We start from the raw sequence: 16435 nt of genomic DNA, 5'->3' as shown, positions 1-16435 counted from the left end.
AGTGATCATTCCCTGTTCGTCCGGCACATCCCAGCGGGCGTATCGGCAATGTTCCGGCATATTGAAGCATGCGTGCGCCTTCACAAAAATCCGTTCCGGTTTTTGCGCCGGTGCTATAGGCAACCAAACACTCATTGCCGCCACTCGCGACGGACAGACAGGCACGCGCCAAAAATAAAGAAGGATTCCGGGGCCATGGCGAAAGCAAAACTGACACGCGCTGAACAGAAGATACAACGTCCGCTGCAAATTCTCGACGCTGCATTCGAGGAATTCACCAAAAGAGGTTTCACGGCGACGCGGGTGGAGGACATTGCCGAACGGGTGGGAGTTACGAAGGGCACGGTCTACGTCTATTTCGAGACCAAGGAGGCGCTGTTCGAGGCGATGGTCAGACATGCCTCGGTGCCGTTTCAGGAGGCCTTCAAGGCCTATACGCATAAATCCGACGATCCCGTCGAGGAACTTCGCGCGCTGCTCGAATTCCTGTTCGATGCCTTGGTCGACAACCGAAAAATGCGCGAACTGTTCCGCCTGATCGTCGCGGAAGGCGCAAAATTCCCTGAACTTATCGATGAGCATCATGACACGCTGATGGCGCCGGTCTTCGCGCGCATTAATACGATCCTGGATGAAGGCGTGGCGAAGAAAAGATTCCGGACCAATCCCCCTGAACTTGCAAAGGTGGTGATGTCGCCCATGGTCGGAACATTAGTATTCCGGCTGATCTTCGATGACAGGCGCAGCCTGGACAAGCGCGCCGTCCTGACGATCCATCTGGAGCTGATCATGCGCGGGCTACTGGCCTGATCGCGACAACCGTTCATCGCATCCCAGTATTGGAGCTATTCCTGGCTTTCGAGCCGGTATCGCGAACCGGGATACAGCAACCGAACCGACGTCACTGCGCGGCTCGACGACCAGGTTCGACGGCGCACGAGAAGGCAAGGCTCATTTCGGCTAATGGCCATCAATTTGCATTCCCAGGGCTGGGGTGACGCTGCCTCAATGAATTGCTCCGTCCGGGAAATGGGTGCCGCCGCCGTCAGATAAGCATTGGGCGTGAGCGTCGTGAAATCCTGCATCAGATAATCCGGTGCGATCTCGGCATTCACGAAGCGATCCTCCAACTGGATCGGCACGTCGTCCTCGTGGTGGACGATGATGGAATGAAAGACCTTCGTTCCCACACCAATCTCCAGCGCCGTTGCGAGATCGGGGCCGCAAACTTCCGTCTGGGCGAGTATCAGGCTCGGCCGATGCGTCGACCCGCGCTCCTTGATCTCGTCAGCGATGTTGCGCACACCCATCATACCGGCGCTTCGTTTTTTCGGGGCGACGAAGGATCCACGCCCCTGAACACGAACGATCACTCCCTCGGTTGCCAACTCCCGCAACGCGCGGTTTGCCGTCATGCGGCTGACACCCAGCATGTCGACGATTTCGTTTTCCGAAGGTATCCTATGGTTCGTCAACCACTGTCCGCTGGCGATCTTTTCCTTGATCTGTTCTTTCACGCGCTCGTACAGCGGCAGGGAGGAGCGATCACCCGAAACAGGAAATTCGCTTTCGATGACGGGCAGCATTGAAACTCCTAAAAATCGGGCGACTGCACAAAACGCAGCCAGAATCCGCACGAGCACAAAATTATCACATCCTATCTTGCTTGTCTTTTGTAAATGTGTGAAGTTACATATACAACTTGAGGGGAAAATAATGGCGAGCGAAGACTCGATCTCTAGCAGCCGCAAGTCAGCCGCTGACGGTCGGGGCGATAACCCCGCGCCTGCCCAGCGCCTTGGCAGGAGCTTTCCTGACAAAGCCAGCGCGGCGCAAGAGGGCGAGCAGGGTCGACGCGCGCGCAAAGATCATTCTCTTCAAAGCCGGCCCGCCGCATGCGCCGCAGATGCGGCATTCCTTGAATACCCGAGCACCTCGAATACCGCAAAGTTGTATAGTGAACTTTCAACAAGCCGCTTCAATGCAAGCAGCGGATTACACCTTGATTCGATGACGCGCGGCCTCCGCGACAATCGTCTGATCGGAGCGCCCTGCTAAATCTCAAAAACGCATGCCAGCAATTTGCCAATCATCAAACCAAAAGGGGAATGCAATGCTGAATTCAAAACTGAAAATCGCGCTGGCCACGACCGCGCTTGTCATGGGAGCATATGCCGGCGCCGCCAGGGCGGAAGGCTATTGCAGCGCTGGAAAGACCATCACCTTCGCCGGCATCGACTGGGAAAGCGGCTCCTTCATAACCGAGGTCATGAAGGAGATCCTGTCGAAGGGCTATGATTGCAAGGTCGATTCCATTCCCGGCAATTCCGTGACGCTTGAACAGGCGACCGCCAATAACGACGTGCAGATCTTCGCCGAAGAATGGATCGGCCGCTCCGATGTCTGGAACAAGGCCGCCGAAGCCGGTCAGGTGACGTCGGTCGGCAAGACCTTCGTGGGTGCGGCTGAAGGCTGGTTCGTGCCGGAATATCTGGTCAAGGGCGACCCCGCCAAAGGTATCGAAGCGAAGGCCCCTGATCTGAAGAGCGTCGACCAGCTTTCCGATCCGAAGATAGTCGAATTGTTCAGGGATCCGGAAGAGCCGACCAAGGGCCGCTTCCTCAATTGCCCGTCGGGCTGGACCTGCGAAGGCGTCAACACGGCCAAGCTTCAGGCTTACAAACTTGACGGAAATTATGTGAACTTCCGCCCCGGCACCGGCACAGCGCTTGATGCCGCAATCGCCGCTGGCTACCTCCAGGGTGAGCCGATGCTGTTCTATTACTGGAGCCCGACGGCGATCATGGGCAAATACAAGCTCATTCAGCTGCAGGAGCCCGCCTATAGCGAGGCTTGCTGGAAAGAGCTGACAAGTGCGGATGGAAAACGCGATGCCGGCTGCGCCTTCCCCTCCGTCGAGGTGGCCTATGGCGTGAATAGCACCTTTGCGAAGGACGCGCCGGAAATCATGGCGATCCTTGAAAAGGCGACCTTCCCGCTGACGGAAATCAACGCCAGCCTCGCCTATATGACGGACAAGCAGGTCGATGCGACGGCCGCCGCCAAGACCTTCCTGCAGACCAAGTCCGATATTTGGGGTGGCTGGGTTTCGGCCGACGCCAAGGCGCGTATCGAAGCCGCCGTCAAGTAAGGATGGCAGGCGCGCCGGGCTTCCGGCGCGCATTTTCCCGTCAGGACAGGGGCCAGTTCCGGGAACAGGGACCGGCATGCGCGAGGACTACACCGATGTTTCCTGAAGTTTTCCATATTTCCATCCGCGGCCCGATCAATGAAATCGTGCGCTCGCTGGTGGTGAATTACGGCTACGTTTTCAAGGCGATCTCGCAGACGATCCTGCAGGCGATCCTCTTCGTGGAATGGGCCCTGCGCGGGCTGCCGTGGTGGGCCATTTTTCTGGTCTTTCTGGTGCTCGCCTGGTTTGCCGCGAAAAAGATTTCGCTGGTCATCATGGTCGCCATCATGCTGTTCATCGTCGGCGCGCTTGGCCTCTGGGACCTGACGATGCAGACACTGGCGCTGATGCTGATTGCCAGCCTCATCTCCATCGTCATCGGCGTGCCCATCGGCATCCTGCTTGCGAAAAGCGAATGGGCGCGGCGCATCACCCTGCCGATCCTCGATGTCATGCAGACCATGCCGAGCTTCGTCTATCTCATCCCCGCCATCATGCTGTTCGGCCTCGGTAAGGTTCCGGCCGTGCTTGCCACCATCGTTTATGCCGCGCCGCCACTGATCCGCCTGACCGATCTCGGTATTCGGCAGGTGGACCGGGAAGTGGTGGAGGCCGCGACCGCCTTTGGCGGCAGCCCGAGACAGATCCTTTTCGGTGTCGAATTGCCGCTTGCCACACCGACCATCATGGCCGGTCTCAACCAGACGATCATGATGGCACTCTCCATGGTCGTCGTCGCCTCGATGATCGGCGCGCGTGGCCTTGGCGAGCAAGTGCTGAACGGCATCCAGACGCTCGATGTCGGTAAGGGCCTCGAAGCAGGTATCGGCATCGTTATTCTCGCAATCGTACTCGATCGCATCACGCAGGGTTTTGGCCAATCCAGCCGGAAGGAAATGGGCAATGACTGATATCCATATCCGCAACGTGTCCAAGATATTCGGCGGCAACTGGAAAGCTGCGCTGAGCATGGCCCAGCAGGGTGCAGAAAAAAGTGCAATCCTGGCAAAGACGGGATGCAGTGTCGGCCTCGACAATGTCAGCCTCGACATCGAAGCCGGCCGCATTTTTGTGATCATGGGTCTGTCCGGCTCGGGCAAGTCGACGCTGGTCCGTCACATCAACCGCTTGATCGAACCGACAAGCGGCGAGATTCTCGTCGGCGGAGACAATGTTCTCGCCCTCAAGGCGAAGGAGCTGCGGGATTTCCGCAACCGTCGCGTCAGCATGGTGTTCCAAAATTTCGGCCTGATGCCGCACCGCACCGTGTTGCAGAACGTGGTTTATGGCCAGCGCGTGCGCGGATTGACCAAGGCGGATGCGCGGCCCATCGGGATGAAATGGATCGAGACCGTCGGCCTTTCCGGCTATGAGGACAAGTTTCCGCACCAGCTTTCCGGCGGTATGAAACAGCGTGTCGGCCTCGCCCGGGCGCTCGCGGCCGATACCGATGTCATCCTGATGGATGAGGCCTTTTCGGCGCTCGACCCGTTGATCCGCGCCGACATGCAGGACCAGCTGCTGCAGCTTGAGAAGAACCTGCACAAGACCATCATGTTCATTACCCACGATCTCGACGAGGCGCTTCGCATCGGCGCGCAGATCGCGATCCTGAAGGATGGCAAGCTGGTTCAGGTCGGAACTCCGGACCAGATTCTCAACAGCCCCGCAAACGACTATGTCGCCCGTTTCGTCGAACGCCGCGCGGGTGCGGCGGGAGAAAGCCGGCATGGCTGATACGGTCACCATCGATCGCCCCCTCACCTGGCAGCAAATCGCCGCCGTCGCAAAGGGTGCGACGCTTTACCTGTCGGATAATGCCTGGCAACGCATTGCCCGGGCGCGCGCCATTGTCGATGCCCTCGTCGAAAAGCGCGTGCGCGGTTATGGCATCAATACCGGTGTGGGTGCGCTCTGCGATGTGATCGTGGATATTCCCAAGCAGCAGGCTCTCTCCCGCAATATCCTGCTCAGCCATTCCTGCGGCGTCGGCGAACCGCTGGGGCGTGAAGAAACACGCGCCATCATGGCCGCCCAGATCAACAACTTCGCGCACGGTTACTCCGGCGTGCCGGTGGAGACGGTGAAAACGCTGCTGGCCCTGCTGAATGGCAATATTCTTCCCGTCATTCCCTCGAAGGGGTCGGTGGGTTACCTCACCCATGCCGCGGCCATCGGCCTTGTGCTGATTGGCGAAGGCCGGGTCCGCCATCAGGGAGAATTGATCAGCGGCCGGCAGGGGCTCGAAGCACTCGGCCTTGAACCCATCGTTCTGCGAGCGAAAGAAGGCCTCAGCCTCGTCAATGGCACACCCTGCGCCACCGGCCTTGCCAGCCTTGCGCTTGCCCGCACGACCCGCCTGCTTGACTGGGCCGATGCGGCAGCGGCCATGAGCTATGAAAACCTTGGCGCACAGGCAGATCCCTTCGCCGCCGGGCCGCTGGCGCTGCGCGTCTCGCCCGGTATCCAGACCGTTGGCGAAAACCTGCGTCGCCTTTTAGCGGCAAGCCCGCTTCTCACCCGCTCAGCCGGGTCGCGCACCCAGGACCCGCTCAGCCTGCGCGCCGTGCCACAGGTGCATGGCGCCGTGCGCGACAGCATGGCGCAGAGTGCTGATGTCGTGAACCGCGAGCTCGCAAGCGTCACCGACAACCCGGTCGTCGCCGGGACACCGCAGGCACCCGAGGTTCATTCCCAGGCCCATGCCGTGGGTGCGGCACTTGGGCTCGCCATGGATGGGCTGGCAACGGCGGCGGCCGAACTCGCCGCGATTTCCGAGCGTCGTATCGACCGGCTCGTTAATCCGCTTGTCAGCAGGCTGCCCGCTTTTCTCGCGGATGGTGACGGCATCTGCTCCGGTTTCATGATCATCCAGTATACGGCGGCAGCGCTTGTCGCGGAAAACCGCCGCCTGGCCGCCCCCGCCAGCCTCGATGGCGGCATCACCTCAGCATTACAGGAGGATATACTGACGCACGCCACCGCCGCTGCCGACAAGACACTGTCGATTATCGGCAATCTGGAAACCATTCTGGCGATCGAGATCATGTGTGCGGCACAGGCTTACGATATGCAGCCCGATGAGAGCGGCCGCGCGCCCGGCACCGACATACTCTACCACCGCGTCCGGACGACGACGCCGTTTTACCGCGACGACCGCCCGCTCAACGATATGGTGGCAGCAGTGCAGGAGATGCTGCAAAGAGCGGATGCGATTGAAAGCCTTCCCTGAAGGCGACCATCGCATCCTCGATCTTTCGCTGAATACTCTACCGGCACACCCCTAATTCTTCTTGAGGCTTCCCGACAACGGGCGTGCCATGGGAGTGTGACGGCCGCTTTCAAAGCAGTCTTCACACCGTGAAAGGCGCCCGATGTCCCTGACGAAAAATGTGCGCCGCACAAATTTCGGAGGAATAGGCATGAAATTCGGATTTTTAGATACATATCATCCAGAGAAATTCGTCTAAAACTCTCTCAACTCAAGGAGAGACACCATGACGGACACAACATCACAGTTCGATGGGGCAGAGATCGTGCTGGAGGCCGCCGAGGAGCCAGCATGGACCGCAGCGACATGGTTCGCGGTCCTTTCAATGGCGGCCACCAGCTTTGCACTTGTATCGGCCGAGTTCCTGCCGGCGGGCCTTCTGACGCCCATGGCGCGCGATCTTGGAATTACCGAGGGAACGGCGGGGCAGGTCGTCACGGCCACGGCCTCGGTAGGCGCCGTGACGGCCCTGTTCAGCAACGTTCTCATCGGCAAACTAAACCGCAAAACCGTGCTTGTCGGTCTTAGCGCGCTGGCAATCGGCTCCAATATCCTTGCATCATTCGCGACCGATTTCTGGCTATTGCTGGTCGGTCGGGCAGGACTTGGCATCGCGCTGAGCGGTTTCTGGGCGCTCTCGGTTGCGGTTGTGGCGCGGCTCGTCGGGGCGAACGCAACCGGTCGCGGCATGGCCATCGTCACCCTCGGCGTCTCGCTCGCCACGATAGCGGCGCCTTCCATGGGGGCGTTGATCAGCGACTGGGTGGGATGGCGTGTCGCCATGTCGATGACGGCGGGACTTGCCGCCATTGCCATGCTGCTGCAGATCCTGAGCCTGCCAACGCTGCCGGCAAGCACAAGCAACAGTCTCGCCGATGTTTTCCGGCTGACGCGGCGGCCGAGCGTTCAGCTTGGGATGCTTGCCATCCTGCTGCTGATGACGGGCCATTTCGCCGGCTCCGTCTATGTCCGTCCGTTCCTCGAACAGGTCACACATCTCGATACTACGCCGATCGCCCTCGCCCTGCTCGGGTTCGGCGTGGCCTCGGTGCTCGGCAATGTCGCCGGCGGCCGGATGGCCGACAACAGCATTCGTCTAGCACTTGCGGTCACTGCCGCTCTGATGGGCTTTGCCGCGCTCTTCCTGGTTTTCTGGGGCGCGCATACCAGTGCCGCTTTTGCGCTCGTCGCACTCTGGGGTTTTGCCTTTGGCATGGCGCCGGTGGTCCTGCCGACGAACCTGTCTCGCGGCGCGCCGGATGCGCTTGAAGCAGCAGGCAGCCTGATGGTGGTGTCTTTTCAGGTAGCCATCAGTATTGGTGCAGTTTTCGGTGGTTACATCGTTGATTATTATGGCGCCACCGCCCCGCTGTCTCTGACTGCGGTTCTGGCTGCAGCAACGCTTGCCCTTGTATTGGTGCAGCCGCGCCGCTGATCTCCCGGCGATGATCGCCGATGAAATGTATAGTGTCCAACGCCTGCCCGTGATGGCGCGAGAATTCAGGATATTCTCGCGCCATCACGGGCAGGCGAACGACATTCTATCGCCCAGCCGCTGCTTTTTTCTCCCACAAGGATGTCGAGGCGCTACTGCCGGCTTGAGATGGTGTCCGGCAGAGGGTATCAGGTGCTCCGGTCCTCGCCGGACCTTCGGCAAGCAACAAGGTACATCCTGACATGACCCCCGACTTCCTCGTCACCCATTCCGGCGGCTTTCACGCCGACGAACTGCTGTCCAGCGTCGTGTTGACACGGCTTTTTCCGCAGGCCCGGCTCGTCCGCAGCAGAGCCCCCGAATGGATAACGCCTGGTGCAGACCGCATCATCTACGACGTAGGCGGCGCTTATGATGCGTCAAAGGGCATTTTTGATCACCATCAGCGTGGTGCGCCGCTGCGCGAGGACGGTCAGCCCTATAGTTCGTTCGGCCTGATCTGGAAGCATTTCGGACGCGACTACCTTGCCGCATCAGGCATTCCTGGCGACCATATCGAAACTCTGCACGCGTCTTTCGATGCAGGATTTGTATTGCCGGTGGATCTGGTCGATAACGGCGCCCTCAGCCCCTCCATTGCCGGATCCCTTGCCGGGCTCACGCTGCCCGTCCTGCTGGAGACTTTGAAGCCTGTCTTCGATGACACCGATCCCGAAGCGGATGATCGCAGTTTTATGGCCGCGCTGGCAGTTGCCCGCAGCTTCGTCGAGGCGAAACTGGCCACAGGCGCTGCCAAACTGCGCGCCGAAGCTCTAGTGCAGAAGGCGATCGCCGATACTGGCGAAGGGCATATCCTTGAGCTGCCGATGGGCATGCCATTTCGGTCCGCCATCGTAAAAGCCGGCGCCGACCACCTGCTCTTTGTCGTCCATCCCCGGGACAACGACTGGTGCCTTACCGGCATCCGCCGCGCGGATGAAGGTTTTGAACTGCGCGCCGACCTGCCAGCGGCTTGGGCCGGCCTGACGGGCAAAGAGCTGGAGGCGGTTTGTGGCGTCGAAGGCGCGAGCTTCTGCCACAATGGCCGCTTTATCGCCGCCGCCAAAACCCGCGAGGCGATTTTGGCCATGGCGGAACTGGCGGTGAAAGAAGCCCTATCCTCATCGCAGATGACAGCGGCGAAGAAATAACATTGCGCACAGGCTAAACGGTTGCCGTCCTGTTCTTTTCAGGCGGATGGCAACCATCTGACACCGTCATGGCCAGCGCGCTGAAGGCCCGCCGTCAGGACATGTCCAGAGCGAGGGTCAGGTCGGCAATAAGGTCGTCGGGATGTTCGATGCCGATTGACAGGCGGATCGTGGAATCGAGCACACCAATGCGTTGGCGGACATCGGCGGGAACGCCCGAATGCGTCATCGTTGCGGGGTGAGACGCAAGGGATTCCGTACCGCCCAAGCTTACGGCGAGCTTGAATATATTCAGCGCATTGAGGAATTTGAAAGACGCCGGCTGCCCGCCAACAATGTCGAACGAGAAGGTCGATCCCGCACCGGAACACTGAGCGGCAAACACCTTGCCGACTGCGGATGCCGGATCGCTGAACGGCAGATAATGAATTTTCTCGACCTTCGGATGCGCTTTCAGGAATTCCGCAACGATTTTCGCGTTGCTGTTTGCCCGCTCCATCCGGATTTGCAGCGTCTCAAGGGAACGTCCGAGCATCCAGCAGGAGTGCGGATCGAGTTGCGTGCCGATCGCTCCACGCAGCGCCTTCACCTGCTTCATGATATCCTTCCGCCCGAGCGCCGCCCCGGCGATGAGGTCGGAATGCCCGCCGACGTATTTCGTTAGCGAATAGAGCGAAATATCGGCGCCATGCTCGATGGGCTGCTGGAAAACCGGGCCGAGAAGGGTGTTATCGCAGGCGATGATCGGCCTGTGGCCTTGTTTTTCGCCGATCACGTCAGCGACACGCCTCATCATCGCAACATCGACAATGCTGTTTGTCGGGTTAGCCGGCGTTTCGATCAGGATGACCGATACCCTGCCCTTCGCCATCGCCGTCTCTGCCGCAGCCATGACCGATGCCTCGCTGACACCGTCGGCAAAACCGACCGCCGAGACGCCAAAATTATGGAAGGTCTTTGCCAGCAGCGTCTCAGTGCCACCATACAGCGGCTGGGAATGGAGCACGGTGTCGCCGGGCCGGACGAATGCGAAAAGCGTCGTGGAAATGGCGGACATGCCGGATGAAAAAAGCGCACAACTCTCCGTGCGTTCGTAAACGGCAAGGCGATCCTCGACAATCTCGCTGTTGGGATGGTTGAAACGCGAGTAGACGAGACCTGCACCCCTGCCCGCCGGCGGCTCCCTGCGGCCGGAAACGTAGTCGAAGAAGTCACGGCCGTCCTCTGCCGATTTGAAGACGAAGGTCGACGTCAGGAATACCGGCGGCTTGACGGCACCCTCCGACAATTCCGGATCATACCCGTAATTGAGCATCTGGGTTTCAGGATGTAGGGCGTGGTTGCCGATATGGGTTTTGGACGGATGCGGCGCGGTCATTTCCGATGATCCCTTAGCTGGCGTTGGACTATTTGCAGGTTACACGCGGTAGAACCAAAATATCTTGCATTCTGGAGCGTGAAAATGTCTCCTGAAGCAAGATATTGCGGAGAATGAACGTTTATGTCGCAGAAAATTGCAGATCCGATTGACAGGCGGATAGTGAGGGAATTGTCAGCTGACGCGAGAATCACAAACAACGAACTCGCCGAGCGGGTCGGCCTGTCAGCATCGGCATGTTTGCGACGGCTTCGGCGGCTGGAGGAACTCGGGATTATCAAGGGTTATTCCGCCATCATCGATCCGGCGTTCGAGGGATGGACCATGACGGCTCTCGCGTCCGTCCGCCTCAGCCGCCAGCACGATGACGAAATCCGGATGTTTGAGGCGGCCGTTCTTGACTGGGCGGAGGTTCTCGAATGTCATCTGGTCACGGGCTCGAGGGATTACATGCTCAAGATCATGTGCGGCGGGCTTGATGATTACGAGCGTTTCATCAAGGAAAAGATCGCAAAGCTGAAATGCGTCGACACGATTGAGACCAGCTTCGTGATGAACACGATTAAGGCGCGTCGCATCTGACGCCGATCTCCGGCGCTCCGGCTTGGCAAATGTGAAACGTATCACTACGGCTGCTGAACCGATCCTTATTCTACCTTTCTTCCGCTTTTGACGAAATCAATGAAGGCGCGAAGAGGTGCGGGCACCAGGCGGCGACCGGGGTAATAGAGATAGGGACCCGAAAAGCTCAGCCACCAGGGCTCCAGCAATGGCTCAAGTGCGCCGCTCGCCAGATGCGGTTCCAGCCAGTCCTCGAAGAGATAGATGACGCCCATGCCAGCAATGGCGGCGCTGACGCCGAGATCCGTGCCTCCACCCGATTGCACGAGAAGCTGCCCCGGCGGATCGATGATCATCGTCTCGCCGTCGCGCTCGAATTCCCACGGCGGGATGGCCCGGCCGGCGAAACGGCCCCGGATGCACGCGTGCTCAAGCAGTTCCCGCGGATGGGTGGGGCGCCCTCGCGTTGCAATGTAGCCCGGTGCTGCGGCAAGGGCGAAGCGCTGTGTGCGCGGACCAATCGGCACGGCAATCATGTCCTGCTCAAGCCGCTCATCGTAGCGGATACCGGCGTCGCAGCCGGCGGAAATGATGTCGACAAAATTTTCGTCGGTGGCAATTTCCAGGCGAATATCCGGATAGGCTGCCAGAAAAGGCGGCACGATGTCAGGCAGAACCAGCCGGGCGGCACTGACGGGAACGTTGAGCTTCAGTGAGCCGGCCACCTGGTCCCGGTCGCCACTTATCTGGTCGAGCGCCGAGCGGATTTCGGCAAAGGCGGGATCCACCCGGCGAAGCAGTTCTGCGCCGGCTTCGGTTGGCAGAACGCTGCGGGTCGTGCGGTTGAGGAGGCGCACCCCGAGTTCGTTTTCAAGACGCTTAATCGCATCGCTCAGCGCCGACGAACTCATACCACTCGCACGGGCAGCCTGGCGGAAACCACTGGCGCGGGCGACCAGCAGGAATGCGCCGATATCGTTGAAGTCCGGCATGACTTTACCCCTCTGCAGCAGGTGTATTGTCCGAAATGACGGACAGGCTGTCCCGATTATAGCGAATTGTGGCTTCAATGATATCGCCTCTATAGTGGTGACAGACACAGCGGAGAAACCTCAAATGTCGACACTCGATCAGTCTGGAACTTTTCACCTTGCAGGCCGCAATATCAGGCGGCTGGGCTATGGCGCGATGCAGTTAGCCGGTAAAGGCGTCTTCGGCCCTCCGAAAGATCGCGAGGAAGCGATCGCGGTACTGCGGGAGGCCGTGGATAGCGGCGTCAATCATATCGATACGAGCGATTTCTACGGCCCCCACATTACCAATCAGATTATTCGCGAGGCATTGCATCCCTATGCGGACGACCTTCTGATCGTCACAAAGGTCGGTGCGACCCGTGGTGACGATGCCTCCTGGAATGCGGCTTTCTCGAAGGAAGAGCTGACCCAGGCCGTTCACGACAATCTTGGTAATCTGGGTAAGGAGGTACTCGATGTCGTCAATCTCCGGGCCATGTTCAACGTTCACGGCCCCGCCGAGGGATCGCTCGCGGCACCGCTTGAAGTTCTGGCAGACCTGCAACGGCAGGGGTTGATCCGGCATATCGGCGTATCGAACGTGACGCCGCGGCAGATCGCGGAAGCCGGTGAAATCGTGGAGATCGTCTGCGTGCAGAACCAATACAATCTGGCGCATCGACAGGATGATGCCCTGATAGACACGCTCGCAGCACAGGGCACCGCCTATGTTCCATTCTTTCCGCTCGGTGGCTTTTCTCCCCTGCAATCGACAGTGCTCTCAGACGTCGCAACGCAGCTGGACGCCTCGCCGCTGCAGGTGGCTCTCGCCTGGCTCCTGAAGCGATCCAGCAATATTCTGGTTATTCCCGGAACGTCTTCGCGCGCACATCTGCGCCAGAACCTTGCGGCTGCATCTCTTGATCTTCCGGACAGTGCCATGACCGCGCTTGCGGCGATCGGCGGATGAAGTCTCCACAGTTTCGGGGGAAAGAGCCGTCGGTTCCGAAACACAGGCTATGCCGCGCCGGATACTGCCGGCCCGGATCGTAGAGGACCAACTGCCCGGTCGTGACGAAAGTATGCCCCATCCGCTCGGAACAGACGGCACGCCATCGCCATGCCAAGCCAAGCCAAGCCGCTGTCCCGCTCATTTCCACGCCATGCCAGACAGAAATCACCTCGGATCTTTCATCAGAGCGCGATTGCTATTTCCTCTTTTGAGAATAGAAATACTAGTATAATAGTGTATCGAAACTCAGACGGAGGAATGACATGAACAGGATTGATCTCGACGGAGAGGTTGCAGTGGTGACCGGCGGCGCACAGGGAATTGGCCTCGCCATCGCAAGGCGGCTTATTGAATCCGGTGCGAAAGTCAGCCTTTGGGATATGAGCGAGACGGCGATTGAGCAGGCCTGCGGCGTGCTTGGCGACGGCGCCAGCGGCAAGGTCGTTGACGTCACCGATTTTGCCGGCCTCGCCCGTGTTCACGCCGAGGTCGAAGCCGAGACGGGACCCGTGTCGATCCTCGTCAATTCCGCCGGAATTGCGGGCGGCAATGCGACCCTTGAGGATTATGACATCGAGGAATGGCGGCGCGTCGTCGAGATTAATCTGAACGGCACCTTTTATGTCAACAAGACAGTGATCCCCTCCATGAAGGCGAGGAATTATGGCAGGATCGTCAATATCTCCTCGGTTGCCGGCAAAGAGGGCAATCCCAAGCTCTCAGCCTATTCCGCAGCCAAGGCGGGCGTGATCGGCTTGACCAAATCGCTCGGCAAGGAACTCGCGGCACACGATATTGCCGTCAACGCGATTACGCCGGCGACGGCACGCACCCGGATCCTCGAAACCCTGACGCCGGAATTTATCGATTACATGCTGACACGTATTCCGCGTGGCCGTTTTCTTGAGGTCGAAGAGGCTGCGGCAATGGTCGCATGGCTGGTGAGCCGCGAAAACAGCTTCACCACCGCCTCGGTTTTCGACCTTTCCGGTGGCCGGACGACCTATTGAGGAGCAGTCCGATGACACGCATGGGATTCTGCCTTAAGCTCAGGCCCGGCGCGGTCGAGGAATATAAAAGGCTGCACGCCAATGTGTGGCCGGAGGTGCTCGACGCCATCGCCCGCGCCAACATCACCAATTATTCAATTTTCCTGAAAGAGCCGGAAAACCTGCTCTTTGGTTATTGGGAATATACGGGAGAAGATTTCTCCGCCGATATGGCGGAGATGGCCAAGAGCGAGCGGATGCGGCGATGGTGGGCAATCTGCGAACCTCTGCAATTGCCCTTCCCGACCCGCGGGCCGGACGAGTGGTGGGCGCGGATGACCGAGGTGTTCCACCTGGAGTGACCGCGCTGGTCCTTCCCTAGCCGGGCGCTTTAAACGCCGGCAAATCCGCTGGCTTCGATACTGCCGAGCAGTTTCAGCGTATTGCTGAGCGACGTCTCCAGGTGCTCCTTGATCGCCCTTTCGGCCGCTTCCGGGTCATGCGCCTCCAGAGCGTCAACAATGGCGCTGTGCTGCTCGATCGTCGTTTCACCCGCACCCGGCGACGGCAGCGACAGAAGGCGGCAGCGATCCATCTGCGCCTTGGTAATGTCCACCACGCGCCACAGCATGGAGTAACCATTGACCTCGGCAATGACCCTGTGAAAAGCGTCATCGTGATCGATCGCATCCTCGAAGCGGCTTCTTTTGACCGAAAGGGCATGAAGATCGATGATGTCGCGCAGGCGCTGCACTCCATCCGCGCTGATCGTTTCCGCCGCATGGCGAACGCTTTCCCGCTCCAGCGCTATTCGGATGATATAGGCTTCCTGCACCTGCCTGCGGCTGATGGGTGTGACGAAGGTTCCTGCCTGCGCCCGCACGTCGATCAGTCCTTCGTCTTCAACACGTTTGACGGCCTCGCGCACCGGCGTGCGGGAGGTGCCGAGACGCTCGGCGATCTCGATCTCGTTGACCGGCGAGCCGGGCGCCAGCCTGCCGGTCACGATGGCACGGCGCACGAGCTGGTAGATCTGGTCGCGAAGCGGCATATTCCGCGTGATCGTCACGCCCTTGAGAAATCCAGTCAGATCGGATTTGTCCTGCGCGGAATGGCCGGCACTCGCCGCTTCTTTTGACACGTCCGTATTCTCCCATCAAAAACCGGACTCACCGGCAGAAATTTCTTTAGCCGGTTTCTGGCCCGCAACCAACCTCCCGCACGATTTCGAAGCAAGCCGGACATGAAAGAGCCAGTCAATCGACGGCTTTTGACTTTCGCCGCCACCATCGTCGCAGAGCTGTGCGGCTCGGTTACGACTACTCGCTTTAATGATCCTCATGTTTCCATCAAAACCGGCATCGGCGCCAGCAGATCCTTTTCCTGCAAGGCCTGCCACAATTCTTCCGGTATGCCCGCCTCGAACCATCCAACCGACTGCAGCAGCTTATCGGGATGTTTGGCTCCCACCAGGACCGAAGCGACCGCTGGATGAAACAGCGGGAACTGCACCGCCGCAGCCCCCAGCGGCACGTCAAAGGCAGCGCAGACCCGCGCCAGCTCCTCCGTGCGCCGTACGATTTCGGCGGGCGCATCCTTGTAATTGAACTTGGCGTTAGAAGCCGTGCCCGTGGCAAGAATGCCGGAATTGAAGACGCCACCAATGACGATGGCCGTGCCCTGCCGATGGGCGCGGTCAAGCAACGGCACCGCATCCTGTTCCAGCAGGCTGTGCCGGCCAGCCAGCAGGCAGCAATCGAGATGAACCTCATCCATGGCGGCGGCGATCGCCTCCGCCTCGTTGACGCCCAGCCCGAAACCGGCGATCAGGCCAGCCTCACGCAATTCCGAGAGTGCCCTGAAGCCGCCCGACGTCAATTGCCGCCAGAGCGCGGCATTTCTTTCACCATGGGTGAGGACGCCGATATCATGGATGAAGAGAATATCCAGCCTGTTGGTACCCATGCGCTGCTGGCTGTCGTCGAAGCTGCGCATGATGCCGTCATAGCTGTAGTCAAAGGTTTCGCGAAACGGTAGCCCATTCTGCCAGCCCGGATCCAACGGGTTTTTCGGCGGCTCCGGCGGCAGGCGGTGACCCGGACGGTCATTGCTGAAAAGCCTGCCGACCTTGGTGCTGACGACGGCCTCATGGCACTGCGGTTCTTCGCGCAGAAACTGCCCGAGCAGATGCTCGGCCCGGGTAAGCCCGTACATCGGCGCCACATCGAAATAACGGATGCAGCTATCCCATGCCGCCTGAAGCGTCGCCAGCGCGTCTGCGGCACTCACCGGCGTATAAAGCCCGCCAAGCGACGCGCAGCCCATGCTGAGCGCCGTTACCGACAGATTTGTAGTTCCCAGACGTCGTTTATCTCCTGCCCGCATCGCAATCT

General features: G+C 59.6%; 16 protein-coding genes. 11 read left to right on the top strand and 5 right to left on the bottom strand.

Features of this window, described 5'->3' with window-relative positions; genetic code table 11:
• The first annotated feature begins 195 nt into the window (after positions 1-195).
• Positions 196-810, top strand: coding sequence for a TetR/AcrR family transcriptional regulator (locus tag NYR50_RS20010; protein ID WP_174010332.1), 615 nt, complete (start codon positions 196-198; stop codon positions 808-810).
• 35 nt (positions 811-845) lie between these two features.
• On the opposite strand, the gene hutC is transcribed toward NYR50_RS20010, so the two are convergent.
• A complete protein-coding gene (gene hutC, locus NYR50_RS20005; protein ID WP_174010427.1) occupies positions 846-1586 on the bottom strand; it encodes a histidine utilization repressor in 741 nt (246 codons plus the stop codon).
• 527 nt (positions 1587-2113) lie between these two features.
• On the opposite strand from hutC, the gene NYR50_RS20000 reads away from it, so the two are divergent.
• The 6 genes from NYR50_RS20000 to NYR50_RS19975 all read left to right on the top strand — a co-directional run bounded on the left by NYR50_RS20000 (position 2114) and on the right by NYR50_RS19975 (position 9089).
• A complete protein-coding gene (locus NYR50_RS20000) occupies positions 2114-3151 on the top strand; it encodes an ABC transporter substrate-binding protein (protein ID WP_174010334.1) in 1038 nt (345 codons plus the stop codon).
• A 95-nt stretch (positions 3152-3246) separates the two neighbouring features.
• Complete coding sequence (locus tag NYR50_RS19995; protein ID WP_174010336.1) at positions 3247-4104, top strand: ABC transporter permease; 858 nt, start codon at positions 3247-3249, stop codon at positions 4102-4104.
• Entirely contained in the window at positions 4097-4930 is an 834-nt protein-coding gene (locus NYR50_RS19990) for a quaternary amine ABC transporter ATP-binding protein (RefSeq protein WP_418137981.1), read from the top strand. The genes NYR50_RS19995 and NYR50_RS19990 overlap by 8 nt, the downstream gene beginning before the upstream one ends.
• Positions 4923-6425, top strand: coding sequence for an HAL/PAL/TAL family ammonia-lyase (locus tag NYR50_RS19985; protein WP_174010340.1), 1503 nt, complete (start codon positions 4923-4925; stop codon positions 6423-6425). The genes NYR50_RS19990 and NYR50_RS19985 overlap by 8 nt, the downstream gene beginning before the upstream one ends.
• Before the next feature lie 265 nt (positions 6426-6690).
• Complete coding sequence (locus NYR50_RS19980) at positions 6691-7899, top strand: MFS transporter (protein WP_306018980.1); 1209 nt, start codon at positions 6691-6693, stop codon at positions 7897-7899.
• Positions 7900-8141: 242 nt separating this feature from the next.
• A complete protein-coding gene (locus tag NYR50_RS19975) occupies positions 8142-9089 on the top strand; it encodes an MYG1 family protein (protein WP_174010344.1) in 948 nt (315 codons plus the stop codon).
• 94 nt (positions 9090-9183) lie between these two features.
• On the opposite strand, the gene NYR50_RS19970 is transcribed toward NYR50_RS19975, so the two are convergent.
• A complete protein-coding gene (locus NYR50_RS19970; protein ID WP_174010345.1) occupies positions 9184-10467 on the bottom strand; it encodes a cystathionine gamma-synthase family protein in 1284 nt (427 codons plus the stop codon).
• Positions 10468-10590: 123 nt separating this feature from the next.
• On the opposite strand from NYR50_RS19970, the gene NYR50_RS19965 reads away from it, so the two are divergent.
• Complete coding sequence (locus NYR50_RS19965; RefSeq protein ID WP_174010347.1) at positions 10591-11049, top strand: Lrp/AsnC family transcriptional regulator; 459 nt, start codon at positions 10591-10593, stop codon at positions 11047-11049.
• A 65-nt stretch (positions 11050-11114) separates the two neighbouring features.
• Here NYR50_RS19965 and NYR50_RS19960 read toward each other — a convergent pair whose 3' ends face one another.
• Positions 11115-12020 carry a LysR family transcriptional regulator gene (locus NYR50_RS19960; protein WP_174010349.1) on the bottom strand — a complete coding sequence of 302 codons (906 nt, stop codon included), beginning with the start codon at positions 12018-12020 and terminating at the stop codon, positions 11115-11117.
• Positions 12021-12144: 124 nt separating this feature from the next.
• Here NYR50_RS19960 and NYR50_RS19955 point away from each other — a divergent pair, with 124 nt between their 5' ends.
• The 3 genes from NYR50_RS19955 to NYR50_RS19945 all read left to right on the top strand — a co-directional run bounded on the left by NYR50_RS19955 (position 12145) and on the right by NYR50_RS19945 (position 14404).
• On the top strand, positions 12145-13011 hold the full coding sequence (locus NYR50_RS19955; RefSeq protein WP_174010351.1) for an aldo/keto reductase family oxidoreductase: 867 nt from the start codon (positions 12145-12147) through the stop codon (positions 13009-13011).
• Positions 13012-13316: 305 nt separating this feature from the next.
• Complete coding sequence (locus tag NYR50_RS19950) at positions 13317-14063, top strand: SDR family NAD(P)-dependent oxidoreductase (RefSeq protein WP_418137980.1); 747 nt, start codon at positions 13317-13319, stop codon at positions 14061-14063.
• An 11-nt stretch (positions 14064-14074) separates the two neighbouring features.
• Positions 14075-14404, top strand: coding sequence for an L-rhamnose mutarotase (locus tag NYR50_RS19945; RefSeq protein ID WP_174010356.1), 330 nt, complete (start codon positions 14075-14077; stop codon positions 14402-14404).
• Positions 14405-14433: 29 nt separating this feature from the next.
• On the opposite strand, the gene NYR50_RS19940 is transcribed toward NYR50_RS19945, so the two are convergent.
• Both NYR50_RS19940 and NYR50_RS19935 read right to left on the bottom strand, forming a co-directional pair.
• Positions 14434-15183 carry a GntR family transcriptional regulator gene (locus NYR50_RS19940; protein ID WP_418137979.1) on the bottom strand — a complete coding sequence of 250 codons (750 nt, stop codon included), beginning with the start codon at positions 15181-15183 and terminating at the stop codon, positions 14434-14436.
• Between the two features lie 197 nt (positions 15184-15380).
• On the bottom strand, positions 15381-16433 hold the full coding sequence (locus tag NYR50_RS19935; protein ID WP_174010432.1) for an aldo/keto reductase: 1053 nt from the start codon (positions 16431-16433) through the stop codon (positions 15381-15383).
• Between the last annotated feature and the right edge of the window lie 2 nt (positions 16434-16435).

This window comes from Agrobacterium sp. El2ro-1b (genome assembly GCF_048298475.1).
Lineage (GTDB): Bacteria > Pseudomonadota > Alphaproteobacteria > Rhizobiales > Rhizobiaceae > Agrobacterium > Agrobacterium fabrum.
Note: the sequence above shows the minus strand (reverse complement) of the source record. Positions and strands in the feature narration are given on the sequence as shown.

Excerpts from the sequence above, each read along its gene's own strand:
- NYR50_RS20010 (WP_174010332.1), top strand. The coding sequence starts at position 196 with ATGGCGAAAGCAAAACTGACACGCGCTGAACAGAAGATACAACGTCCG.
- hutC (WP_174010427.1), bottom strand. The coding sequence starts at position 1,586 with ATGCTGCCCGTCATCGAAAGCGAATTTCCTGTTTCGGGTGATCGCTCC.
- NYR50_RS20000 (WP_174010334.1), top strand. The coding sequence starts at position 2,114 with ATGCTGAATTCAAAACTGAAAATCGCGCTGGCCACGACCGCGCTTGTC.
- NYR50_RS19995 (WP_174010336.1), top strand. The coding sequence starts at position 3,247 with ATGTTTCCTGAAGTTTTCCATATTTCCATCCGCGGCCCGATCAATGAA.
- NYR50_RS19990 (WP_418137981.1), top strand. The coding sequence starts at position 4,097 with ATGACTGATATCCATATCCGCAACGTGTCCAAGATATTCGGCGGCAAC.
- NYR50_RS19985 (WP_174010340.1), top strand. The coding sequence starts at position 4,923 with ATGGCTGATACGGTCACCATCGATCGCCCCCTCACCTGGCAGCAAATC.
- NYR50_RS19980 (WP_306018980.1), top strand. The coding sequence starts at position 6,691 with ATGACGGACACAACATCACAGTTCGATGGGGCAGAGATCGTGCTGGAG.
- NYR50_RS19975 (WP_174010344.1), top strand. The coding sequence starts at position 8,142 with ATGACCCCCGACTTCCTCGTCACCCATTCCGGCGGCTTTCACGCCGAC.
- NYR50_RS19970 (WP_174010345.1), bottom strand. The coding sequence starts at position 10,467 with ATGACCGCGCCGCATCCGTCCAAAACCCATATCGGCAACCACGCCCTA.
- NYR50_RS19965 (WP_174010347.1), top strand. The coding sequence starts at position 10,591 with ATGTCGCAGAAAATTGCAGATCCGATTGACAGGCGGATAGTGAGGGAA.
- NYR50_RS19960 (WP_174010349.1), bottom strand. The coding sequence starts at position 12,020 with ATGCCGGACTTCAACGATATCGGCGCATTCCTGCTGGTCGCCCGCGCC.
- NYR50_RS19955 (WP_174010351.1), top strand. The coding sequence starts at position 12,145 with ATGTCGACACTCGATCAGTCTGGAACTTTTCACCTTGCAGGCCGCAAT.
- NYR50_RS19950 (WP_418137980.1), top strand. The coding sequence starts at position 13,317 with ATGAACAGGATTGATCTCGACGGAGAGGTTGCAGTGGTGACCGGCGGC.
- NYR50_RS19945 (WP_174010356.1), top strand. The coding sequence starts at position 14,075 with ATGACACGCATGGGATTCTGCCTTAAGCTCAGGCCCGGCGCGGTCGAG.